This window comes from Candidatus Cloacimonadota bacterium, assembly GCA_019429305.1.
Lineage (GTDB): Bacteria > Cloacimonadota > Cloacimonadia > Cloacimonadales > JAJBBL01 > JAHYIR01.
This window is the reverse complement of sequence record JAHYIR010000002.1, coordinates 158,488-181,719: the sequence shown is the minus strand read 5'-3', so window position 1 is coordinate 181,719 and position 23,232 is coordinate 158,488. Positions and strand designations below refer to the sequence as shown.

Genomic DNA, 23,232 nt, shown 5'->3' with positions numbered 1-23,232 from the left:
TACTGAAACTCCGTAACATAGACTTTAATATGCGTTCTTTATTGTTCAGTCCTGCCTCTTTAATAAGCCGTTTTCTAAGATGTAATGTGTTTGCATTTTTTCGGCTATTTCCTGATTATGGGTTACTATAACCAGAGAGCAGTTTTCTTGTTTATTGAGTTCTATCATTAGTTCGATAATTTCACTACTGTGACGGGGGTCGAGATTTCCTGTAGGTTCATCAGCAAGTATGATTAAAGGATGATTAATCAAAGCTCTGGCAACGGCAACTCTCTGCTGTTCACCACCGCTAAGCTGATTAGGATACTTACTAAGATTATCCTGCATATCAACCTCTTTAAGTAGTTGCTTAGCTTTTTTTATACTGCTTGTCCAGTCTCCACAATTAATAAAATGAGGGATTGCCACGTTTTCACTGGCGGTAAGATCTTCTAACAGGTAATGAAACTGGAAAACAAAACCGATAGTTTGATTACGGAATTTGGCAATATTTCTGTGATTAAAATCTATCTTTTTCTCAGAATAATAAACCTCTCCACTATCCATTCTATCCAGTATTCCTAATAGATGTAAAAGAGTACTTTTGCCACAACCAGATTCACCGGTAATAGCAACAGTTTCTCCACTTTCAATTTCTAAATCTAATCCCTTCAATACTTGTAATATTTTTCCGGCATCACTGTATGATTTTGATATGTTTATTCCCTTTAATAGTGACATGTTACCTCTTAATTTACTAATTTCCTCTTATAATATCAATGATAGTTAATTGTGATATCTTGTTTAAAGCCATTATTGTTGCCCACAAAGCAATAAATAGTGATAAGGTCAAGGTGATAACAATAGTTCCTATGTCAGGTTTTATTGTAAAAGATTCAATGAAATATACATCACCTTTTAAAACCAAATAGGTCTGTTTTGTTAGCAGATAAGCTAATAAGAGACCACTACCTACTCCTATGATTACAGAAAATAGACTCAATAGAGTGGTTTTTATCAGAAAGAAATGCTTCAGCAATTCATTTTTACAACCCATAGCCATAAGTATGGCGATCTCTTTCTTTCTCTCCATGATCGAAGTTGTGGTATTACTGATAATATTAAAAGAAGCGATAACAATCAAGAAACTAAGGATAATGGCTATTACCCATTTTTGCAGAACAAGCATAGTGAAGAGATTGCTATTGTAATCTATCCATGAGTTGATGATATAATTCTCCTCTAACATTAAATTCCAGACATATGCCAGATAGTCTGCTCGATCTATATGATTTGCTTTTAGTTTGACTTCTATCATATCATGCTTGTCAGGATCAGTCGTTAGAAAGGAAAAAATCTCGTCATTTAGATATACCGTGCGGGAATCGGATTCATATATTCCTGAATGAAAGATACCTTTGACGTTGATTGTAACTTCTCCGGTTTTTAACCCGAATAATGTGTATTGCATATTAGCCGGTGTCATCAGATTGATCTGCTCTCCTACACTAACCTGAAGAAAATTTGCTAATTCAGATCCCAGAACTGCATCAAATTGGTCTTCTAATTTTCCGCTCCCTTCTATGATGTAGGTATGATAATTGATTGGCAGATTCTTCTTTTGCCATTGAATACTACGGGCTAATACACCCTTTATTTGTCTTTCTCCGACCGCCATGACCTGAGTCATCTTAACAGCTGCAAAAGATTCAATTTCTTCTTGTTCATGAAAAAATTCTGTTATTCTGTTAACTTCGTCAACGGTCAATTTATTATCGATCAAACTATAGAGATAGATGTGAGCATTAACACCTAATAACCCCTCTTTTAATGCACGCTGATAACCGTTAAGCAATGTTAAAGATGCAGTAAGAATAGCGACTGATAATGCAAAACCACCAAAAGTGATGATAGTAGAAGGTTTTCTTAATTGCTTACTGCTAAAGCGGAACGATTTTTTGACAAAAAAAAGAAGTATTTGACCCTTCTTCTTCATTATTTATTCTTCTTATATATTGAGTTGTTCTTTAGCATTTTCTATACCCAGTTGTATAGTATCGATCCCTAAAAGGTTAAAAGGAGGGATACATCCCTCCTTTCCTTATTTTTAATAGCTCTCTTTTGATCTCTATGCCTCAATAATAATTGATCATTAGACCTAATAGAAGAGATGTCGATTATCTACTATCTTGGTCTCATCCAATAAGTTTCGGTACCACTCATTCAGATGTTGAGTCTGTTCCCTCTCAGTCATCTCCATCAACAATAAATCCTGTCTCTGAGCAAAATCTTCCATATCAGGATAGATCCTCTCATCTATATAGGCGATATAAGCGCCTCTTTCGCCTTTAATTAATGTTGTGAATTCACCTACTTCAGCAGCTAAAATGGCTTCATTTAATTCTTCTATCCTGCCTATTCGAGGTATGGATCGATCTATGGTGACATCTTGAGCTTCAATTATTTCCCAACCTTCTCTTGTAGCAGAAACCAAGAATTCACTCGATTCATGGCTTTGATAAAATTCTTCTGCTATTTGTTTTACTCTCTCTCGCTTCTTTTGATTTTCCAGATTAGGTCTGATTCTATTTCGTACAGTATCTAATTCATCGTATCTCTCAGGCAATTTTTCTGCCAATTGAAGAACATATAAATCACCATTAGCAGCTTCCTTAACTTCAGGTACTTCTCCAACTCTTTTTGAAAAGGCAAATTCAGCAAGTTCTTCAAATCTACCAACCCCGGGAATGAATTGTGCTGTTTCTTCAAAAAGACCAGATTCCGAAACGGTTAATTCTAATTCCTCAGCTGCTTCTTTGATCCCTTTTTTGAGAACTAATGAGCGAAATTCATCTGCTCTGTTTTGGATCTCTAACTTTGTTTGTTCGGATGCTTCTACCCGCAATAGGATATGACTGGCACGAACCTCTGTCTCATTGTCTTCGCCTATACGAGTATCAGTTAGCTTAATTATATGCCAACCAAATTGGGTCTTTACTGGTTCACTGATTTCTCCTACTACCATAGTGAAAGCTTTGTCTTCAAATTCAGGAACCATTCTGCCTCTACCAAAGAATCCTAAATCTCCACCCTGTTCAGCATTACTAGGATCTTGTGAATATTCTCTGGCTAATTCAGCAAAATCCTCACCATCCAATAACTGAGAATGTATATCATTCACTACTTGTAATACCTCATCTTGATCCCTGTCACTAGGTTGCATCTGAAAACGAACAAAATCGTAACGGGCACTCGGTTGTTTTTTAAACTCTTCCAAGTTGTTCTGATAGTATTCTTCAATCTCTTCATCAGTTACTGTTACATCGGTTATTTTATTGGGGTCGAAATAGATTACTTTTGCCTGGGCTTTATCATTCTTCTTAATGAAATCTTCTTCAACATCATCTAATGTTACCGTTACTTCATTTCTGATCTCTTCAAAGAGTAATTCGTATGGTAATTGGGCACGTATTTGGTCTTCTAACCAGCTGAAATCAAGCGGTTGACCATTAGGGGCGATACCTGTACGTAATGTATTTAAATACAGCTCGTTATCAAAAACACCATCTGTATGAAACAAATCCCATTCTCTAAGGAATTGAGGGGGATCATTTTTCATTTTTTCAATTACTTGTTGATCTCTGACTCTGATGCGACGTCTTCGTATTTCTTGATCGAAAAGTATTCTTTGCACTAATTGTTGCCATGTCTGATCATTCAATTGCTGTATTGTTTGTTCATCAGGTTGAGTATCTGGATTTTCTTGCATATAGTTCCAGAGGGTATTTCTAAATAGATTCTCGTATTCTTGAGCTGATATTTTTTTCCCTGCAATTTGACCAACATGCATAGAACGGCTATCAAACAACCCTCCTATACCCATTAAGGCCATACCAATTATGAAAGCAAAAGCGGTTATATAAATGATTATTTTCGCTTTTTTCCTAAATATATCAAGCATTCCTAAAACCTCCTGCTATAAAACGCTATTTGTTGTTAATCTTCAAACAAAGATTTATTATCTATCTTTTTGTCAATCATAACTTTTCGGAGAGCAGATTGTATCAATACTTCTTTCAATTTCTTTGTTAGATGTTAGATGAAGAAAAGCACAAAAAAGGATCAATTAGTTTGATAAACAAAAAAACCCGCTATATTATAGCGGGTTTTTACTGTAAGATTTACTACTGAAACTTCTACTCGAACATGGATTGGAAGTTTTTAAGTGTTGGTTTATGTTTCTTAATTAAATCATAAACAGCTTCCCTACCAAGCTCTTCTAACTTCATTCTTTTGATCGCAGCTATTGTTTTAAAGGTAGCCACGGTATCATCATCTAACCTGAAAGTTAAACGAGTAGCTTCATCTGTAGTCGTTACCTTCTTTTTTGCTTTTGCCATAATACACCTCACTTTGTTAAATTTTAACCTTAAAAGCTATTCACTTAAAGATTAATTTGTGATATTTAGCAATCTGATTTTTTTATCAAGGATATAAACAACTAAGTCAATGGAAAACTATGAGACTTGTTGTCAACAATTATGGCTCTCTGTATTATCTATTTCTAACTATATGCTTGATAAGGTTTTATAAATATGAATGAAGTTCATATATTGCCCTTTAATTTTAATTTAGATCGCTTTGCGTTATTTATAACTCAAAAAAAGTTCTGCTGACTATAATAATTAATCTCAATGATAAACACAAAAATTTTAGCTTAAAAAACTAGAAAGTTCTTAGACAGAAAGGTCAAAAATAGAGAATTATTTTCTAAAGCAAGGGTGTATAAGGGATTATCCACTGCTTTAAAAACATAGCCGAATTAGTGAAAAGATTGATTATTCTTGACCTAAGCAAAGTGGTGTTTTTATTTGAATGAATTAAATATATAGCGCTAGATATTAATTAGAATATTGCTTAAACAAACAGAGAGCAAAGTTGGCAAAGAGTATCATGAGTTTGGCAACGTGAGGTGGCATATGGCAAGAGACATTACGACAAGTGACTTAATACAAATACTTTCTAGCTACAGTGCAGAGCATTTGAAAGATCTGATTGTAGATATCCATCCTGTAGATATATTAGAAGCTATACTTGAGTTTGATGGCGATAGAAGAGAATTGATCAATAAATTGAGTTTGAATACAGTAGTTGAGCTATTAGAAGAAGCAGACGACGAAGATAAGATAGTGATTTATGATCTTCTTTCACCATCTCAGCAGAAGCAAATTCTTCGTGAAATGGCATCCGACGAATTGGTCGACTTTCTCGAATCAGTCGATCCTGAGCAGGCAGACAGCATAATCAAGCAATTAGATAAAGAAGATGTAGCAGAAGTTAAACGCTTGATGGGATACGGTCCGGAGAGTGCTGGTGGTATAATGGCGACTGAATTTATAGTCGTCAAGGGGAATATGACTGTTTGGGAAGTCTTGCATCTATTACAGAAAGAGGGCAAGGAAGCAGAGACTACAAATACTCTATATGTGTTAGATGACGATGGTTATCTGATCGGCGTTGCTTCATTGAGTGATATAGTAGTCCACGGTTTCAATACAAAAATTTCAGACATCATGAACGAACAGGTAATAAGTGTAAGAACCGATGTTGATCAGGAAGAAGTTGGTCGTTTATTTCAAAAATATGGTTTTGCCAGCATCCCGGTAGTTGATCACCATAACCGTATGCAAGGTATTATCACTTCTGATGATATTATGGATGTTTTAAGAGAAGAAAATACAGAAGACTTTGAAAAGATGGCTGCCTTAATCCATAATGAAGTGGAGTATTTAGATAGCAGTGTTATTAATTTGGCTAAGAAAAGGATCACTTGGCTGTTGGTCTTGATGATTTCAGCAACGTTCACTGGTCTGATAATACAGGGATTTGAAAACGCTCTCAGCTCGGTGGTAATTTTAGCAGCTTTTATTCCGATGTTAATGGATACAGGAGGCAATGCCGGTGCTCAATCTGCAACTCTGATCATAAGAGGTATGGCCTTAGGAGAAGTAACTATCAAGGATTTTTATACTGTCCTTTACAAAGAGTTCAGAGTCAGTATTATTGTTGGTCTAATGTTAGCTATCATAAATTTTGGTAGAGTTCTTCTTGTAGACAGAGTTAGTGTTCTTTTATCTTTAACGGTTTCAATTTCACTTTTCTTTACTGTTGTTATTGCCAAAGCGGTTGGTTGTGTACTGCCAATAATAGCTAAAAGCTTAAAGGTCGATCCGGCAATCATGGCTGCACCGATTATAACTACTATAGTTGATGCTTTATCGTTAATCGTCTATTTTACTTTAGCAACAATAATACTTCAGATTCCAGCCCAGTGATTCTGAAAGAGCAAGAAGAATAGTATCAACTATGTTTAAACCAAAGAGAGCTTTAGGCCAGAATTTTCTTATCGATAAGAATATTGCAGCCAATATAGTGAAGTCTGCTGAGATAGAGAAGGATGAAGAAGTTTGGGAAATTGGTCCCGGTAAAGGTATTTTGACCGAAGAACTCATCAAAGCAGGCAGCAGATTGACCTGTTTTGAGATTGATAGGGACCTGATCCCTTGGCTAAAAGATCGTTTTAATGACAGTATCAACCTGATACCTCAAGATGTATTAAAAGCAAATTGGGCTGAAATTCTTAGTAACATTGAGAGACTAAAGAATGAGAGATCTCAGATTGTATTAGTAGCCAATATCCCCTATAATATAACTTCACCGTTGTTATATAAGCTATCAGATTATGCAGATTATTTTAGGATTATAGTTTTGATGTTACAGAAAGAAGTTGCAGACAGGCTGACTGCTTCTGCCGGCTCTAAAAGTTATGGAGTCTTAACTCTGAAAGTTCAGTACAACTTTAAGGTGAAAAAACTATTTAAAGTACCCCGCCATCTCTTCAGACCTCAACCAAAAGTAGATTCAGAAGTGATTCGTCTGATCAAAAGAGAAGATAAGGAAGATATAAGAAATCCTGATTTATTTTGGCAAATTGTTGAAACTGCCTTTCATTTGCGACGCAAGACTTTGAAGAACAATTTATCAGCTATTCTCAGTAAACAAGAACTTCAATTCTTGACAGAAATTTTCGAGGCGAATGATAATCAGGAAGGAAAACAGAATAAAGAAACCAAGAGTCATCACAAGTATAATTTATCCCGAAGAGGCGAAAGTTTAGATGAAAAAGACTTTGTTGATCTTTATCATCATATTAATAATATTCGTAGTCATCAAAGTTGAAGCTCTCTTATTAGAGAGTGAATACCAGAGTTATTACGGAAATATCAACTTTCTTAACAACTACCAGTATTTTTATTCATTACCTAACTACTGGTCTTTTAGACACTACGGAACACTGACTCAATCTCGCAACAAAAGATTCCAACGATATAGTAGAAATGCTGACCTGGTTTGGCAAATAATGAGAGAATTTGAAAACACTTCTTTTTCACTCCATATGGATTTTAACGCTGCAATTGATAAAGCAAAACCGGATATTGAGAGATATGAAATTGAAAAAACATATAGAAGAATAGGTTTAGATGTTGCATATAACATCTATGATAGTCTTTTTGTTTACAGCAGACTGACTTATATTCATTCAGATGAATTGAATAGCAGGTACTCAGATGGAACTTTTTATAGTGATGGATATCATAGTTTTAACAATGCAAGTTTTTCTCGAGAGTTTAAAGTAGCTTTCTTTTCTCTATATTCTTTTCTTGATATCATGAATCTAGATTATGATTCTTCAAGAAACTACGGTTCTGAACTTAAATTCACAATCTTTGACCCCATGATAGATACAGAACTAACTTTTCGAAGGCACACTAACAAGATCTTTCTCTTAAACGATCAAATAGACACTCACACTCGATCAGTCTATAGAGCTTCAGTATTATATAGAAACAGGATATCAGATTCTTTGTACTTAAGATTGGGAGATATATTTCAGGTTCGTGACAATCGTCTCAGAACTATGAGAGACCGTAATTTTTTAGAGTTAGATAACTCACTATATGTTGATACTGAATATTTCTGGCAGCGGTTTAGATTTTCTATAGGAGGGGAGTATAACATTTTATTAAGATCTTTTAGAGAAGATAGAAATAGTAGACAGCAAGAACAACGAATTTTCAAAGGCAGTATCAGTTATATCTTTTCTGAACGAGATTCTTTGATCTTCAAACGAAATCTGAATCTTACCAGAACTGATTATACTATTAGCACAAATATTTTAGATAATGATCAACTGATTGATGAAAACCAATTGAGTTATTATACATATATACGTGATCAAATAAAACTGATAAATCATCTCAATTACACCTTACGCGAAGAAATTTATGTGAACTCTGCGATGTCAGCAAATAATAAGACAACGCGCATTTATAACTTCTTACCATCATTGAATATTGCTCTCACCCCGAATTTGCTCTTTTTGCAGGATTATCATCTCCGGGCAGATTACGATGATTATTACTGGGGTGATACTGTCAGAGACAGAATGTACCGGAAGTTTTCAGCATCATATACACTTTTGACTACTTTCCCTTGGACTAAATATATTTATCCCATTTCTCTCGACAGGGAAAGTCTTTATTTATATAATGATATGATTGCAGGTGTAACATATTCTTATGAAAACAATAGTAGTGGAAATTTAGTAGGTAATGCCTATGAAGTTATTGTTGAGAACGATTATCATACCCTACAAATGGAGATATTTCGCAGGATAGAACGCTTTGAGTTCATGATTAGACCGAGATTTATCTGGACTACTTTTCGTTATGAGTTTAATCATCAATATGAAATCTCTTACTTTTTCCCCAATCGCAATAACTACGTTAGTGTTGGAGTTAACAGTTCCGGAACTAAATTAGATGACATTCTCTGGCGGGCTAACGCACTATTATATTTTTCTTTCTAACAAATTTGAAATTACATATCCCAATTACACTACATTTAATAGCCGGGTGAAAACTCAAGAATTAGAAATCCGGCATTGCCATTAGCTATCAATAAATAACGACCAAAGAGCAAGAGATCTGACATTTCACCAGCAACAGGGTTGTAATAGGCAATCTCAAAGGGTTGTAACGGATTGGTTATTCTTACAATGGAGAGACCACTAGATCCAATTGCCAGATAGGCAAAATCGCCTCGCACTTGTACTGAACGGGCAGTAGCAGGAAGATCACAGAAACCAAGTTCCTGGGGATCACTAGGTTGGCTTACATCGTATATTCTTAATCCGCCTTCATAAGCTATATAGGCAAGTTGGTTCATAACTTCTATATCATAAACATTACTCAACGGTTCAAAATGCACTTCTAACGGGGCAAAAGGATTACTTATATCTATTATGGAAAATCCGTAACGAGCTGAAGCGTAAAGATAAGGCCAGCTGATAGTCACATTATTGACTATTTGACCGGAAACACTAAAACTGCTTATTGGAAAGACATTATAAGTGCTGGTAATATCAAGAATTTTTATCCCATCTGTAAAATCGGCTAGATAAATGTAATTTCCGGCGAAATCTAATCCGAAGGCATTAAAAGTTGAGTATTGACCTATCAATTCAGGACCAAAAGGACTATTGACATCTATGATCTTGAATCCTGCTTCACCAGCAGCAACATAGGCATGATCACCACCGGAGAATTTCACATCGTAATAAACTCCATCGTCTTCATAATAAGCTACTTCATCCGGAAAGTGCATCATCGAGATATCAATAATTCTCAAGCCACCAATTCCATCTGCTATATATGCTTTGTTACCACTGGCAGCAACTGCATAGGCAAATCCGGGGGTATTGATCTCTCCAATATGATATATATATGGTATATTTGTACCTGGTCCAGTTGCATCACCTAGACGGCAGCTTGTCAAGCCAATGATCAATAACATAGTAAGTACAAAATAGAAGTTATTTATATTCATAAGTTTCTGGATAGCTTTGATTATTTTCATTTCTCTTCTCTCTTATTACAGATAAGTAAGCATCTTTAATATAAACTAATTTACTTTGATATTGTGTCAATCTACTTATTATAACAGCTTAGAAATGTTTCTCCTAAACATCTCTTCTTGTCTCCTTGCCTGAAGCAACCAAAATTTCTGACCATCAACACAGGGGATTTTTTTTTCAATACATCTATTAATAGCTTTTGTTTTTTGTTTTGTATATGTTAGATCAAGAAACTTCTTGGGCATAGTAATACCTGTTACAGAAAAAAAGTCTTCACCAACCATTCCTAAAGGAGTGCAGTTAACTACTAAATCAAATGTTACGTCAGCGATCTCTTTCAGTGATAGATATCGAATCTTACACAATTTTGCCAACGCGATTCCTTTTTCTTCATTTCTGGAACTGATTTTGAGATTGGCGAAATTAGTGAATTCTCTTAAAAAAGTACAAGCTGTTGCCCCAGCACCAAAAACTAGAATTAAATCATCTTTATCAACGTTCAGAATCTTTATTGATTCTCTAAAGGCATCAAGGTCAGTATTGAGAAATTGTTCGGGCAGAATGTCTTCTAATTGATGATTAGTATCAACTTTGACAGAGAAGAGATTGGCAATCTTAGATGTTAGATCGTTTGTTTGAGCAAGTGAAGTCAAGATATCACTTGTTTGGCTGCTCTGTTTTATCTTTTGCTGTTGATAAGAATCAGACTTTGATGGATGTTCCTGTCCTGATGACAAATGATGATCAGATTTCTGCTCTGTTGTAAAAAAGTATTGCGAAAACAAAGATTTAAAAGGCATTGTAACAGAGAATCCATAAAATATGATCTGTTGATTCATATATCTCAACCAAGAAACAAAGTCTTGTAGATCCTTTACAGGAAATGGTAGATAGGCAATTCTACTGTCTATCCTACGAAGTTTCCGATTATAATAGAGTAATCCCAGAGAATTATAGACATGCTTATCTCCGATGATACCACCCAATATTGTTCTTTCATCCAGTAGTTCACAACCATACAGTTCATATTCTTCAAAGGTTAATTGATCAGGAGATGTTTTAAAATTTTCCAGTGCAAGATATGTCCCAACCGAACCGTTCAGTTTCCATAGAATCCTTGATAATTTGCCCAATAATCCTGATCCTAAAATTATTAGGGGAGTCTTTGATGCTTTTTTCCAGTTCGAGAAATTCTGCATCTGTTGATAAGTTTCAACAGGAATGATTAGCTTGAGATATCTAACATTGAACTTATTCGCTTTGTCGATAGTCTCTGAGACTGTTTCCGATAGATTCGAGCACTCTTCAGAGAAATGTTTGGAGAGAATTAGATTTTCGTGTGGTATTGGAGGGTTGTGTTTGATGAATAGTTCAAATTCACAATCCACTAAACAATTGGTTCTTTTTATCAATTCTAAATATGAAGCTAATTTTTGTTCGAAAGGAATTGATTTAACTCCCCCCTCCGAAAGGTCTCTAATCGTGACAATAGTTGTCGAGTCTATTGAAAGGAAACTCTCCAAACGTGTCGGAAAAACTAATGGATTTTCAGAGTAATCTAACCTAAGTTCTAATAGATCATAACTATAGTGTCGAATTTCAGAGTAGGGAAAGTTACTGCAAGCCGGAATAGAAAAAATTTTCACTGTTTATTTCTACTATGCTCTATCAGCTTTGACCAGATTTCAATAATTAATCTCGGTTCAAGGTTAAGTAGCTCTGCTTTTTGTAACAGATTTTTTATGAGATTTTGTTCTCTCTCCGGTTGATGAACTGCGATCCCTTTTTCTTTTTTAAAGCCAGCTATCTGTGCAATGATCTTATCACGACGGCACAGTGATATCAATATATCTTCATCAACTTTATCTATGGCTTCTCTCAGAGTATCAAGATCAACAGGTTTCTGCTCGATTAACTTCTGGTAACTAAGAGCATCGGCTAAGACCAGTTTTATCATTGCCCGAGCAACCGAAATCACTCTTGGAATTAAACAGGTGTCAAAACGACCCTTTAATCTAAGAATTCGGGGAGTTCCTTTTTTATCTATTGTCTGTTGTGGTAAAGCTATAGAAGGTGTCGGCTTAACAACAAATCTGAAAGTTATGAGTTTTCCTGAAGATATACCACCATTAATCCCACCAGACCTATCTGAAGCATCTTCATCAGTTAATGTTAAGATGGGGTCATTTGCTTCACTACCTTTCATTCGACTTAAAGCAAAACCGGCTCCGAATTCTATCCCTTTTACACCACCAATCGAGAGTATTGCTTTGGCAAGATTGGCATCCAGTTTCTCAAAAACGGGATCACCGAGTCCACTTGGAGCACCCCTGATGATTACCTCTACAATGCCTCCTGAAGAATTACCAGAATGCTTAATAGTCTTTAGATAATCTAAAAGTTTAATGTAAGTATGAGGACAAGGCCAACAAAGATCATTATTCTTAGCAAAATCAAGATCAATAATTTCAGTAGAAATCTCTCCGATCGATACCGGATATAGATCTATTTTGATAGGTTCCAGGATCTTGTTAACTAATACACTAGCAGCTACTCGAGCAATAGTCTCACGACCTGAAGCTCTTCCACCACCACGGTAATCATAGATTTTGAATTTCTTAAAATAGGTCAGATCAGCATGACCGGGTCTGAAAACTTCTTTAATCACCTCATAATCTTCAGCTCGCAAGTCCTTGTTATAAACAAGCATACAGATCGGCATACCGGTTGTTTTCCCTTCAAATACACCAGAGAGAACGACTAATTCATCCGGTTCTTGTCTCGGAGATATAAATTCTCCTCTACCCGGTTTACGCTTGTTTAGTTCCTCCTGAATCTCCTGATAAGGAAATTCAATGCCGGGCTGGATATCTTCAATAACTACGCCTACAGCAGGACTATAACTCTCACCGAAAGCAGTAAAACCACATATTTTATCCCAGTGATTGCCTTTCATACCGAGATAAAGAATGTGTTAAAAGTCATGTAGAGATGACAAGCAGTATTACTTACTGAACAATCTGCGTACAATTATTTTCAATCGTGAAAATGGATCTTCACGATGAAGATATGTCACATTTTGATAATCTTTTAGAGTTTTTACTACCGGCATCTCCTCCTCTTTAGTCTCTCTTCTTTTGGTAAATAAAAACAAAAACATCTAAAACCTCCATCAATTCAGATATTTTCTACAAAATACAACTAAAATATTCATACCATTAGGTGATTAATTTTGTCAACAAAAAAAGACATCTATCGAATATAGCATATAGCTTGGTTTATTTTTTAGGATGGCAGTAGGATCATTTTATAAACCGATATTTTCGAACAACTATCAATAATTATGTCAATAGAGCAAAATGTTGACAACTAATTCTATCGTTTTTTTTTGGAGAAAGTAAACTAAATATAATGGACGAAGATTATGTCGATCAAGATTATCTTAATAGCTGCTATTGTTGCTTTTTTCTGTGCTTCAGGTTTGAATGCAAACTCAGTTTTCTCATTTTATGGTATTCCCAATCAGGAAAACAATGCCGATATTTATGGAACTGGTATGGGTGAGACCGGATTAGGTGATGTATACAGGAGAAATACAGGGTATAAAAATCCTTCCTTAGCTTCTACCTTAAATCAGGTTTACTTTGCAACGGGGATCTTGTATGGTAATTACTATTACTATGACAACCAGGGCAATGAATTCCGCAAAGATGGTTTACACTTTCCTTATTTCAACATGACAATTCCCCTAAAAAGACACCGTATCGGTTTTGATTTTGCTCCGATATTGTCAGGTAATGCAGATGTATATAGCTACGATCAAAATTGGACTGAAGATGACATTAGTTACGATTATACTGAGATAAATAAAGTACGTTCCTATATGTATAAAGGATCTTTCTTTTATGCTTATACCGATAGAATTGCCAATGTCGGTCTTTCTCTGGACTATTACTTAGGGCATAGGTTCAGAGCTTGGACTCAGGAGTTTACGGGAGCTGGCGGTTTCATAAATCCCAAATATGAATACAATGAAACTTTTCGTAACCCGGGTATTACCGTTGGACTAAACAGAAGTTTTGGAAATTTCTCTCTGGGGGGAATGTATAGATATGGTGTATCCATGAAAGGGAAAACAGAGCTAGTCTCAGTCCATTCGGTTTTTGATTTAGGAGAAAGTAGTTTTGAACTTCCTCATAAAATCGGTCTAGGCACTGCCTATAGGTTTACTGATAATTATAGAGTTACTGCGGATGTTGAATTTGAGCTGTGGAACGATAATAAGTATTACAATAATTCTTCCGATACTTATAAAGTTGGAATTGGTTTTGCTTATGAGCCATATTGGGGATTCGAGAAATGGTACCAGAAAATACCCTTGAGAACAGGTGGTTATTATCGTACTCTTCCTTTTGATGTGAATGGAAATGAATTATCGGAAATGGCATTAACCTTTGGTTTTACAATTCCACTTCAGTCTCCCAATAGTCAGCTTGATTTCGCAGTTAAATATATGGTGAGGGGTGATAAGACAGTCAATCTTTATCAGGACAAGCAGTTACTGTTTGGAATTGGTTTGGCAGGATTTGATTTCTTCCGAAGTAGACCCAGAAGAACAGAACCAAGAGAAATACCGGAAGCAGAATTTGAAGGATATAGATAATGCTGAAGTGGCATTTAGTTGATAGAGTATCACCTTCATTAAAAGAGCATCTAAGATTGACTAAGAGTACTATAGATGTTTTTATTTATAGTGAGACCAAACTCTATGAGTATTACGGTCACAATATTCCTGATGAAAAAATTATGAAAAACCTTCTAACGGCAGCTCAAAGAATAATCAAAGCTGTCAGAAAGCAGGAAAAGATCATCATTTTTGGCCATGATGATCTGGATGGGATAACCAGTACATATATTCTTTTTGATTTTCTTAGTTACATTGGATCACAGAATCACTACTACTATATACCTAACCGAATGCAAGAACATCACGGGATCCAGAGTAAATTTATAGATAAAGTAAGAGAAGAAGGACATTCATTAGTTGTTACAGTAGATGGTGGAATCACTTCAATAGAGGGTGTTGAACAAATAAATCAGCTTGGTTGTGAAACTATAATAACCGATCATCATATAGTTCCGGAAAAATTACCAGATGCCTATACTATAGTAAATCCCAAACAGACAGATTGTCCCTATCCTTATGATATGTTAGCCGGTGTTGGTGTGACATTCTTCCTTGTCAAAGCTATGGCTGAACTCTTAGAGGTTAAGCAACCTGAAAATTATATCTTGTGGACTGCTATTGGTACGATCGCTGATAAAGCACCGATGACAGGTGTAAATCGTGTCTTATGTCAGATAGCTCTCCAAAGATGGTTTGCTATAGATGATACTACTCTCATGCTCTGTCCTAATTACAATCTGGTTGGAGATAATTATTTCTCTAAAATGGCGTTTATTACCAATTTAATAAAATTGTTCAATAATGGTCGTGACGATGATGGAGAGAATACGGCATTATATCTGTTGTTAGCACCTGTTTATAAAAAGAGAGAGCTTATAGCTTCTTTATTGCCGAAAAAAAACGAATACGAAAATACTCTTCACCATGTAAAGAAGATTATTGATAAGAAACTCCCGAGCAAAGATGAAATTTTTTATATCTTCAAAGATGATAGGGATGAGATTCCCTATGTTTTTCTTGGATGGGCTGCTAACTATATCTCCTATCTTTTTAAGATACCTGTGATTATGCTTAAAAAGAAAGAGGAAAATTATGTCTGTGAAGCGAGGTGTACAGAAGGATTCGACTTAGTCAAGGCCTTTGATTTTGCTCAAGAATCTCTCGATCAATACGGTGGACATATTAGGGCAGCAGGATTTCTAACCCATCATTCAAAAATTGAAAGGTTTATAGAGCTTTTTAGTGACTATGCTAATCAAAACAGAGAGTTTATTGAACAGAAAAGAGTTATTAACATTGATGCGGAGATAGTAGAAGAAGATCTAAATGACTTGCCGGAATTACTGAGTTATTTTGCTCCCTATGGAGAAAACGCACTCGAACCGGTTTTTCTCATCCGTAATTATCGTATTGAAAAATTGTTGGATAATAACTGTCCCATCTCTTTTAAAACTTATGAGATAAATCATCATTACGACATAGTATTTACTTTTAAACCGGACGGTAAGTATCTAATACTCGATTTCAAGGAGAGTATTAACTGACAGTTGTTTAGTTTAATGCATGTCAGTATAATATTTGAACCATTGATATAGATTGTTGGGAGTCGCTAAATGTTTATCAGAAAAGACCTGTGCGATATTTGTGGTAGCTGTGTATCCGTATGTCCAGTTGATGCAATTACTATAGAAGAATTTAATGCTGAGATTGATCAGAATGTCTGTACTGAATGCGGTAATTGTCTCATTATTTGTCCCGCTAAGGCCATCGAACACAAGAGTTAGTTATGACAAATGAAAATCAGTTTGATGTTGTAGTTGTTGGTGCAGGACCTGCCGGTAGTGTTTCGGCAAGGTTTGCTGCAGAGAATGGTCTCTCGGTATTAATGTTGGAACGTGATAGAGAACCGGGAATTCCGGTTCGCTGTGCAGAAGGGATCTCAGGTGGTGGCTTAGAAACCTTTATCAATATCGATAAAAGATGGATAGCAAGTGAGATTACTGCAGCCCGATTATATACTCCGGACGGCAATATGCTGGAGATGAAGTCTGAAGTTAAGGGATATGTTTTAGAACGGCGTATTTTTGATAGTGCACTGTGTGACATAGCATGTAACAAAGGTGTTATCATGAAAACAAAATCCAATGTTACCGGCATGCAAAGAAATAATGATCACACTGTAACGCTGTTTTATAAGTTTCTTGGTGAAGAACGGCAGGTTAAGTGTAGAATTGTAATAGGAGCAGATGGTATTGAATCAAGAGTTGGCAGATGGTTTGGATTGAAAACCAATTTAAAGTTAGAAGATATCTCGACCAGTGTCCAATATACTATTAACAATATAAAAGTTGATAGACATGTGATATCTTTCTTTTTTGGTACAAAGATAGCTCCCGGCGGATATGTCTGGATTTTTCCCAAGTCAGAGACTTCTGCCAATGTTGGAGTAGGAATTGCCGGAAGTTTTGCTTCTCATAAGAGAGCCCAAGAATACTTAGACGAGTTCGTTTGTGCAAAGTTTCCCAATGCTTCTGTTAGTTATATTGTTTATGCAGGTATTCCGATAGCTACGACTTTACCAAATATAATAGCTGACAATCTTATGTTGGTAGGAGATGCTGCTCATCAGGTAAATCCGATTACCGGCGGAGGAATTAAGCAGGCAATGATAGCTGGTAAGATTGCCGGTGAAACTGCTGCTGAAGCGATCCGCAAAGATGATTGTTCGGCTAAAGCCCTTAAACCATATTCTCAAAAGTGGGAGAAAGCACTCGGTTCTAAACATAGGTTCATGTATTCGATCAAAGAAAAAGTTCTTTATGCTTCAGATGAGAGACTGAACAAAATATCCGAAATGTGTAAGAATATGCCTCCTGACCAGTTTACATTAACCGATTTATTCAAACAGGTAATTAAAGGTGATCCAAAGTTAATTGCTGATATGGCAAAAGCTTTTGTGGTCAGCAAGATCAATTTCTGATCTATAATAGGTCATATCTATGGTGATAAGAGATTCGAAAAGTCACGGGAAAAATGCCTGTGATACACTATTAATAGCTTAGTGAGTGTCTAAATGGCCAAAGGACTAATACTTACCCACCGCGAAATTAAAGAACTCTACCGTAAATCAATCCATATAAGTTCTATTGCATTACCTCTTTCTTATCGATATATTCTCGGATACAATAAAATATTAGCTATTTTAATTCTTTTCCCATTTGCCTTTGGTGCTATTATACTCGAGGTGATCAGATTAGAGAATAAATCTTTTAAGCGTGTTTTTTATAAAATTTTCGGCATTATGTTACGAAAACACGAGATGCATGACTTGACCGGTGCCTCCTATTTATTGACTGCAACAGTTTTCTCTATTGCACTTTTCCCCAGAGAGATCGCTTTTGCTGCTTTGTCTTTCCTCTCTTTAGGTGACACTTTAGCTGCGATTTTTGGTATTCGCTATGGTTATCGAAAAATTAAGGGTACTTCAAAGAGCTTAGAGGGATCTATAGCCTGTTTCGCTTCATGTTTTGCTTACGCCCTTATTTTCGGTTTACATCCTACTATGTCCTTAATTGGTGCTTTAGCTGCAACGATATCAGAAATGGTAAATCTACCCATCAACGATAATGTTAAGATGCCTATAATAACAGGTGTTGTAATGTCTTTTGCATCAATAATTATGCCAATAACTCGATAAATGTGAGGATTTGTAATGAAGATATCCTTTGTTATACCTGTTTTAAATGAATCTCAAAGTATAGAACAACTATACAAAGAAATTATTGCTGAAATTAAAGAACATGAATATGAGTTGGTTTTTGTTGATGATGGTAGTAATGATACGAGTTTTGAGATTCTACAAAAATTGGCCGAGAATGATCCCTCACTAAAGATAATTAAGTTAAGACGGAATTTCGGTAAAGCAGCAGCTTTGCAAAGTGGTTTTGCACAAGCATCGGGAGAGATTGTTTTTACTATGGATAGCGATTTACAAGACAATCCACAAGAGATCGGAACGTTTATCAAAAAAATTGAGGATGGTTATGACCTAGTCTCCGGCTGGAAAAAGAAGCGACATGATCCATTTGGAAAAAGACTGGCTTCCCGATTTTTCAATTTTTTTACTGCTCTTTTTTTCAAGATCAAACTACATGACTTTAACTGTGGTTTTAAAGCCTATCGTTTACAAGTTGTCAAGGAGCTCGATATCTACGGTGAGATGCACCGCTATATTCCTGTCTTGGCTGCAGCTAAAGGGTTCAGAGTGACAGAAATTGAAGTCGAACACCGACCAAGACCCTATGGGAAATCTAAATACGGTAAAGAGAGGTTTTTCCGTGGTTTTTTTGATCTACTTACAGTAAAGTTGATTACCAATTATGTCCGTAGTCCTCTTTATCTCTTTGGTGGTTTAGGACTCTTCTTAACATTAGTAGGTGTTCTGATCGGACTCTATCTTTCTTATCTGAAATTCTTTGGCGGGATGCCACTCTACAACAGACCTTTGCTGTTCGTGAGTATCCTGCTTATTATGGTAGGGTTACAGTTTTTCTCTATCGGCTTGATTGGTGAGCTTATTGTCAATCAAAGCAGAAAACAGGGTAAAGAAGATAACATTTCTATTGAAAAGACAAGTAACATCTGACTATAAAAGAGAATCTCAGTTCTCTTAAACGTGTCTAACTATTAAGTTTTTTGATCAATTTTGCAGCCACTAAAAGGTTCTTGACTATATAATCTGGTTTATATATCCAATTATGGCGATTAGTTAAAAAATCACTCTCTCCATCACCGGTCAAGACAAGAATCGTAGTCAGTCCGGCTCTTTTCCCAAACTCAATATCGGTATAGCGATCTCCGATCATAAAAGATTTTTGCACTGAGAATTCATAATCTTTCTGTGCCTGATAAAAAAGACCAAGATTCGGTTTTCTGTCTATGTGAGATACATTGTACGGCTCTACTGTTCCCTCATGAAAATAGGGGGAGATATATATCTTGTCGATTTTTGCTTCATGTTCTGCTAATTGAGACAGCATCTTTGTATGTATTTTTCCTAAGTCATTAAAAGTATAAAATCCTCGAGCAATTCCCGATTGATTGGTGACGATAAGGGTTAAAAATCCCAGGTCATTTAAGATCTTTATTGCTTCACCTGCAAAAGGAAAGATATTAAAATCCTCCGGATGAGTTATATATCCACTGTCCTTATTGATCGTCCCATCACGGTCAAGAAAGACTGCGCCAGAGAATCTTGCAGTTAACACAATGACTATCCTCTTCGATATTCTGTGTGTCTTAGGCGTAAAGTCTCAGGAAGCTGAATATTATAGAACATTACTCGGAAATTCCAGTAATCACCCTGTTTAGACCAATTGATAAGTAATTTCCAACAGGGCATATCTCTACTGATCGATAATGATTGTGAGATCAGTTCGTTTCTTTCCAAGTTGATATAATTATTGTAGTTTATTGACCAGTTGTATGTTAATCTAAAAGAGAGTGAAGAACGGAGATTACTCGTAGAAAAGTTTGTTGCCGTCACCCGCGAATAATCATGATTAAAGGTTAAATCCCAAGGATATCGTTGGCTTAGTTGAGACAGGTCCCGAGCAGTATCTCGTAAGTCTTCTTCCGCTATCTGTTCCGTTCTTGTTTCCGGTTGAAAGGCAGCACCGGTAAAGAAAACGTTTTTTTCTTGAGGAAAATAGTTATAATATGGTCTTTCTCCTGAGATACTTAATGTATTGGATATCCTCCAGTTAAGGATATCGAAACTATAGGCATCTTGACGGGCAGAACCGGTGGTGGAGTATCTGAAGTTGAACCATGGTAGTGAAATTGTGCCGGGACGAAATCCTGCAAAGTGATTAATGTCAGAAAATGCTTTCCCTTCTCTTTCCAGATCATAGGAAATAGTTGAATTCAGAGTGAGTACATCGTTTAAAGCACGGTCTCGATCTGTAAGAGTTTCATGATATTTCATAGACCATTTTTGATCGAGTCCGAAATTAATGGTTCTCCTGCGGTACGAGGAATTTAAACTGATGCCGCTAAAGGAAAAGAAACGTTGATTCTCTGTAAAATCAGGAGAATAATTAAAACCGACTGACGGGGTAACAATATGCCTGATAGTTCTGATCTTGAAATTGGGGAATGAAGCCATTCCATATAAAGGAGCAGAAAGACGGGTATTAGTACCATAATCATGTCCTCTTACCAAGATCTTCCCTTCTCGGTCACGATCAAACCAAACTTCATTTCCGGTCAATGACTGGCTGAAATTCATCCAATTAAAAAAGGTTCTATTGTAGGATAAACCGAGTGTATGCCTAATTCCGGCATTATGTTGGTTGATGTAATTTCCCTCCGGATCTTTAGTATTTTTGTATAGGATATCCGCTAAACTTGGATTTGGATCAGTAATAAATCCGTAGTGAACAGCCCTAAAGCTGTATGAATAACTGAAATGACTCCACCAAGCATCAACGAAACCGGTCTCTTTTCTTGTGAAAAGCTCGTAGACTGGCTTAGAAGGCAAAGAAAAGGAGAGAGTTGGTAATATCAACTGCTTTGTATTGTCTGTTAGTATCTCAGTGTAAGTTGCACCGGAGCTCAAAGTGGTTGAGAAAAAAGGTCTTCTATAGGCAATTGAAGAGGTTACCCGTTCCATCAATCTTTCATCAATAATATCGGAACTTTCCCAGATAGTCCTACTGCTCATAAACTCTAAATTAGCATCGAGTGTAGAGCGGTCAATGAAGTCACTATGATGTCTTCCCCGAATATACCACTCTTGACGCGAACTATAAGGAGAGTCAATTCTATGTTGATAACGAGCTAACAAACTACCGTTAAAATAATATCTTCTAATGTAATTACTCTCTAATCGTGCTTCCCAGCCAGTCCTTTCCCGCCAGTCAAGAGCCGTCGTTACTTCCGCATAATCATCGTAAGCATAATAAAGGGCGATGTTTTCTAAAAATTTTCCATCTACTGAATTATATCCCGGTTCAGGTACTAATATCCCACTTGCCCTCTCTGTTTTTACGGAAAACGTGCCAAAAGGTAACATCAAAATCGGAAAGTGATTCACAAAAAAGATGATCGGTTTGGCGACAATTTTATCTCGATAAAAAAGACGCATCCGTCCTGAATAAATAAAGAAATTCGGGTCTTTTATCTCACAGGTTGTAAAGTATCCATGATCTATGTCATAGACATCTTCACTCACTTTTCGTATTTCTCTACCATAATAGAACCCTTTTTCTAACCTACTAGCACCATTATGTATCACACCATTGGTAGTTGCTATGTCATAACTGACATCTGTGCCAAACAAGACCTGAGTGCCGTCCTGCATCCATGTTTCACCCTTTGTATTCGCCTGATTGTTTGCCAGATCAATTATGATCTCGTTAGCTTTAATATTAGAACTATGATATCTCATTGTAGCATTAGAAGTGAGGATAATCTTTTCATTGATAACATCATAATAGATATCGTCTGCTGAATATAGCAAGGAATCTAGTTCTACAAGTGCTGTTGAAATATCATCGAGTATTACAGGAACATCAAGAGAATCAGGTTCTTGAACATTATCTAATAATTCAATTTCCTCTGCATAGGACAATGATGTTAGTGAAAAAAGCCCTAATATAATTAATAAGCCAACCCTGATCCTCATTCTTAACTGAAAACGACTCCTTAAATGATTACTGTTTTTTATGATAACAGGCTTCATTCCCTTACTATATGTGTCAAGAATTTGCTGATTGATAGTTATTCTCAAACATTAGGAAGTAATATAGTCGGATAGATCCGACTATATTACTTCCTAATGGAAAAAGATATTAAGCTAATGCATAACACAAAGATGATCAGTAACTTAAGGTATCTAATAGATACTATGAGATATTTTCTAAGTAGGGGCAATTCACGAATTGCCTTTTTTTGTTGTAATAGTTATTAAAGGGGTTAAATATTGAAATCCTGCTTCAAATTCCTCAAGAACCTTTGAATGTAAAATTATGATTTGCTGGGCAATTCATGAATTGCCCCCACACGGTTTAATAGGAGTTAATCTTGAAAGAAACTATATGGTTGATCTATGGCTTGATAATGAAAAGAACAGTAGATGACTATAGGGGAATTAATTGATAAATATTGTCCAAAGTTATAGAACAATCACTTAATTTTGAGATCGTTACGGGAGCTACAGGTAGTAGTAAGGCAATTATGAATGCCGTACAAGAAGCATTAGAAAAAGCGGTGATGAAATAGGTTAGTTATTCTTTCTCTTCGTCATCATCAAGGACTGCAAGGATCTCGTCCTTTTCAATGCCGATAATCCAATCGGGACAAAAGATAGTGTCTTCTTTATAGTCCCAGCCATCTACATTTTTCAACCCAAATCTATTAAGCAGGTCTTCTTCCCACATAGAATAATAAATTGTCTCATCCTCAACTTTATAAACCAGAACAGGTTTATTATATTTGCGCAGGTCATACCGCTCTTCACCAAGCAGGTCGAGAAATTCTCGTATTCTACCCCGATCTGTCTCTTTGTGCATCATATAATCACTCTTCC

The 23,232-nt window shown here is 36.0% G+C and carries 21 protein-coding genes; 10 read left to right on the top strand and 11 right to left on the bottom strand.

Going from position 1 to position 23,232, the window contains the following annotated elements; genetic code table 11:
* Positions 1–45: 45 nt before the first annotated feature.
* From K0B81_02065 to K0B81_02050, 4 genes are all read right to left on the bottom strand, one after another.
* Positions 46–720, bottom strand: a complete 675-nt coding sequence (locus tag K0B81_02065; protein ID MBW6515387.1) for an ABC transporter ATP-binding protein — start codon at positions 718–720, stop codon at positions 46–48.
* A gap of 16 nt (positions 721–736) precedes the next feature.
* Complete coding sequence (locus K0B81_02060; protein ID MBW6515386.1) at positions 737–1,975, bottom strand: FtsX-like permease family protein; 1,239 nt, start codon at positions 1,973–1,975, stop codon at positions 737–739.
* A 162-nt stretch (positions 1,976–2,137) separates the two neighbouring features.
* Complete coding sequence (locus K0B81_02055) at positions 2,138–3,940, bottom strand: peptidylprolyl isomerase (protein ID MBW6515385.1); 1,803 nt, start codon at positions 3,938–3,940, stop codon at positions 2,138–2,140.
* Between the two features lie 235 nt (positions 3,941–4,175).
* Positions 4,176–4,379 carry a hypothetical protein gene (locus K0B81_02050; protein ID MBW6515384.1) on the bottom strand — a complete coding sequence of 68 codons (204 nt, stop codon included), beginning with the start codon at positions 4,377–4,379 and terminating at the stop codon, positions 4,176–4,178.
* 579 nt (positions 4,380–4,958) lie between these two features.
* Here K0B81_02050 and mgtE point away from each other — a divergent pair.
* Genes mgtE through K0B81_02035 form a run of 3 tightly spaced genes read left to right on the top strand, consistent with a single transcriptional unit; the run spans position 4,959 to position 8,908 of the window.
* Positions 4,959–6,314 (top strand): magnesium transporter, encoded by a 1,356-nt coding sequence (gene mgtE, locus K0B81_02045; GenBank protein MBW6515383.1) that lies wholly within the window; start codon positions 4,959–4,961, stop codon positions 6,312–6,314.
* A 31-nt stretch (positions 6,315–6,345) separates the two neighbouring features.
* Positions 6,346–7,218, top strand: a complete 873-nt coding sequence (gene rsmA / locus K0B81_02040) for a 16S rRNA (adenine(1518)-N(6)/adenine(1519)-N(6))-dimethyltransferase RsmA (protein ID MBW6515382.1) — start codon at positions 6,346–6,348, stop codon at positions 7,216–7,218.
* Entirely contained in the window at positions 7,157–8,908 is a 1,752-nt protein-coding gene (locus tag K0B81_02035; GenBank protein ID MBW6515381.1) for a hypothetical protein, read from the top strand. The genes rsmA and K0B81_02035 overlap by 62 nt, the downstream gene beginning before the upstream one ends.
* 35 nt (positions 8,909–8,943) lie before the next feature.
* Here the strand turns inward: K0B81_02035 and K0B81_02030 are convergent, their stop codons facing one another.
* The 4 genes from K0B81_02030 to K0B81_02015 form a co-directional block, all read right to left on the bottom strand.
* Positions 8,944–9,957: a hypothetical protein gene (locus K0B81_02030; GenBank protein ID MBW6515380.1), complete on the bottom strand. Its 1,014-nt coding sequence runs from the start codon at positions 9,955–9,957 to the stop codon at positions 8,944–8,946.
* Positions 9,958–10,035: 78 nt separating this feature from the next.
* On the bottom strand, positions 10,036–11,601 hold the full coding sequence (locus K0B81_02025) for a type I 3-dehydroquinate dehydratase (GenBank protein ID MBW6515379.1): 1,566 nt from the start codon (positions 11,599–11,601) through the stop codon (positions 10,036–10,038).
* Positions 11,598–12,911: a chorismate synthase gene (aroC, locus tag K0B81_02020; GenBank protein MBW6515378.1), complete on the bottom strand. Its 1,314-nt coding sequence runs from the start codon at positions 12,909–12,911 to the stop codon at positions 11,598–11,600. Before aroC ends, K0B81_02025 begins: the two co-directional genes overlap by 4 nt.
* Positions 12,912–12,959: 48 nt before the next feature.
* Positions 12,960–13,115, bottom strand: a complete 156-nt coding sequence (locus K0B81_02015) for a hypothetical protein (GenBank protein MBW6515377.1) — start codon at positions 13,113–13,115, stop codon at positions 12,960–12,962.
* Between the two features lie 264 nt (positions 13,116–13,379).
* Here K0B81_02015 and K0B81_02010 point away from each other — a divergent pair, with 264 nt between their 5' ends.
* From K0B81_02010 to K0B81_01985, 6 genes are all read left to right on the top strand, one after another.
* On the top strand, positions 13,380–14,618 hold the full coding sequence (locus tag K0B81_02010; protein ID MBW6515376.1) for a hypothetical protein: 1,239 nt from the start codon (positions 13,380–13,382) through the stop codon (positions 14,616–14,618).
* Positions 14,618–16,186: a DHH family phosphoesterase gene (locus K0B81_02005; GenBank protein ID MBW6515375.1), complete on the top strand. Its 1,569-nt coding sequence runs from the start codon at positions 14,618–14,620 to the stop codon at positions 16,184–16,186. Before K0B81_02010 ends, K0B81_02005 begins: the two co-directional genes overlap by 1 nt.
* A gap of 69 nt (positions 16,187–16,255) precedes the next feature.
* Positions 16,256–16,426: a 4Fe-4S binding protein gene (locus K0B81_02000; GenBank protein ID MBW6515374.1), complete on the top strand. Its 171-nt coding sequence runs from the start codon at positions 16,256–16,258 to the stop codon at positions 16,424–16,426.
* 2 nt (positions 16,427–16,428) lie between these two features.
* Positions 16,429–17,622, top strand: coding sequence for an NAD(P)/FAD-dependent oxidoreductase (locus K0B81_01995; protein MBW6515373.1), 1,194 nt, complete (start codon positions 16,429–16,431; stop codon positions 17,620–17,622).
* Between the two features lie 93 nt (positions 17,623–17,715).
* Positions 17,716–18,339: a phosphatidate cytidylyltransferase gene (locus K0B81_01990; GenBank protein MBW6515372.1), complete on the top strand. Its 624-nt coding sequence runs from the start codon at positions 17,716–17,718 to the stop codon at positions 18,337–18,339.
* A gap of 15 nt (positions 18,340–18,354) precedes the next feature.
* The gene (locus K0B81_01985; GenBank protein ID MBW6515371.1) at positions 18,355–19,287 is read left to right on the top strand and encodes a glycosyltransferase; all 933 of its coding nucleotides are present in this window, start codon (positions 18,355–18,357) and stop codon (positions 19,285–19,287) included.
* Between the two features lie 34 nt (positions 19,288–19,321).
* On the opposite strand, the gene K0B81_01980 is transcribed toward K0B81_01985, so the two are convergent.
* Together K0B81_01980 and K0B81_01975 are read right to left on the bottom strand one after the other, a co-directional pair.
* Positions 19,322–19,909 (bottom strand): HAD family hydrolase, encoded by a 588-nt coding sequence (locus K0B81_01980; GenBank protein ID MBW6515370.1) that lies wholly within the window; start codon positions 19,907–19,909, stop codon positions 19,322–19,324.
* A gap of 5 nt (positions 19,910–19,914) precedes the next feature.
* Positions 19,915–22,386 (bottom strand): hypothetical protein, encoded by a 2,472-nt coding sequence (locus K0B81_01975; protein MBW6515369.1) that lies wholly within the window; start codon positions 22,384–22,386, stop codon positions 19,915–19,917.
* Positions 22,387–22,805: 419 nt separating this feature from the next.
* Here K0B81_01975 and K0B81_01970 point away from each other — a divergent pair, with 419 nt between their 5' ends.
* Entirely contained in the window at positions 22,806–22,925 is a 120-nt protein-coding gene (locus tag K0B81_01970) for an FMN-binding protein (GenBank protein MBW6515368.1), read from the top strand.
* Between the two features lie 5 nt (positions 22,926–22,930).
* Here K0B81_01970 and K0B81_01965 read toward each other — a convergent pair whose 3' ends face one another.
* On the bottom strand, positions 22,931–23,218 hold the full coding sequence (locus K0B81_01965; GenBank protein MBW6515367.1) for a hypothetical protein: 288 nt from the start codon (positions 23,216–23,218) through the stop codon (positions 22,931–22,933).
* Positions 23,219–23,232 lie beyond the last annotated feature (14 nt).

Excerpts from the sequence above, each read along its gene's own strand:
- K0B81_02005 (MBW6515375.1), top strand. The coding sequence starts at position 14,618 with ATGCTGAAGTGGCATTTAGTTGATAGAGTATCACCTTCATTAAAAGAG.
- K0B81_02035 (MBW6515381.1), top strand. The coding sequence starts at position 7,157 with ATGAAAAAGACTTTGTTGATCTTTATCATCATATTAATAATATTCGTA.
- aroC (MBW6515378.1), bottom strand. The coding sequence starts at position 12,911 with ATGAAAGGCAATCACTGGGATAAAATATGTGGTTTTACTGCTTTCGGT.
- K0B81_02030 (MBW6515380.1), bottom strand. The coding sequence starts at position 9,957 with ATGAAAATAATCAAAGCTATCCAGAAACTTATGAATATAAATAACTTC.
- K0B81_02010 (MBW6515376.1), top strand. The coding sequence starts at position 13,380 with ATGTCGATCAAGATTATCTTAATAGCTGCTATTGTTGCTTTTTTCTGT.
- K0B81_02050 (MBW6515384.1), bottom strand. The coding sequence starts at position 4,379 with ATGGCAAAAGCAAAAAAGAAGGTAACGACTACAGATGAAGCTACTCGT.
- mgtE (MBW6515383.1), top strand. The coding sequence starts at position 4,959 with ATGGCAAGAGACATTACGACAAGTGACTTAATACAAATACTTTCTAGC.
- K0B81_01965 (MBW6515367.1), bottom strand. The coding sequence starts at position 23,218 with ATGATGCACAAAGAGACAGATCGGGGTAGAATACGAGAATTTCTCGAC.
- K0B81_02000 (MBW6515374.1), top strand. The coding sequence starts at position 16,256 with ATGTTTATCAGAAAAGACCTGTGCGATATTTGTGGTAGCTGTGTATCC.
- K0B81_01985 (MBW6515371.1), top strand. The coding sequence starts at position 18,355 with ATGAAGATATCCTTTGTTATACCTGTTTTAAATGAATCTCAAAGTATA.
- K0B81_02015 (MBW6515377.1), bottom strand. The coding sequence starts at position 13,115 with ATGTTTTTGTTTTTATTTACCAAAAGAAGAGAGACTAAAGAGGAGGAG.
- K0B81_01995 (MBW6515373.1), top strand. The coding sequence starts at position 16,429 with ATGACAAATGAAAATCAGTTTGATGTTGTAGTTGTTGGTGCAGGACCT.
- K0B81_02055 (MBW6515385.1), bottom strand. The coding sequence starts at position 3,940 with ATGCTTGATATATTTAGGAAAAAAGCGAAAATAATCATTTATATAACC.
- rsmA (MBW6515382.1), top strand. The coding sequence starts at position 6,346 with ATGTTTAAACCAAAGAGAGCTTTAGGCCAGAATTTTCTTATCGATAAG.
- K0B81_01990 (MBW6515372.1), top strand. The coding sequence starts at position 17,716 with ATGGCCAAAGGACTAATACTTACCCACCGCGAAATTAAAGAACTCTAC.
- K0B81_02060 (MBW6515386.1), bottom strand. The coding sequence starts at position 1,975 with ATGAAGAAGAAGGGTCAAATACTTCTTTTTTTTGTCAAAAAATCGTTC.
- K0B81_01975 (MBW6515369.1), bottom strand. The coding sequence starts at position 22,386 with ATGAAGCCTGTTATCATAAAAAACAGTAATCATTTAAGGAGTCGTTTT.
- K0B81_02065 (MBW6515387.1), bottom strand. The coding sequence starts at position 720 with ATGTCACTATTAAAGGGAATAAACATATCAAAATCATACAGTGATGCC.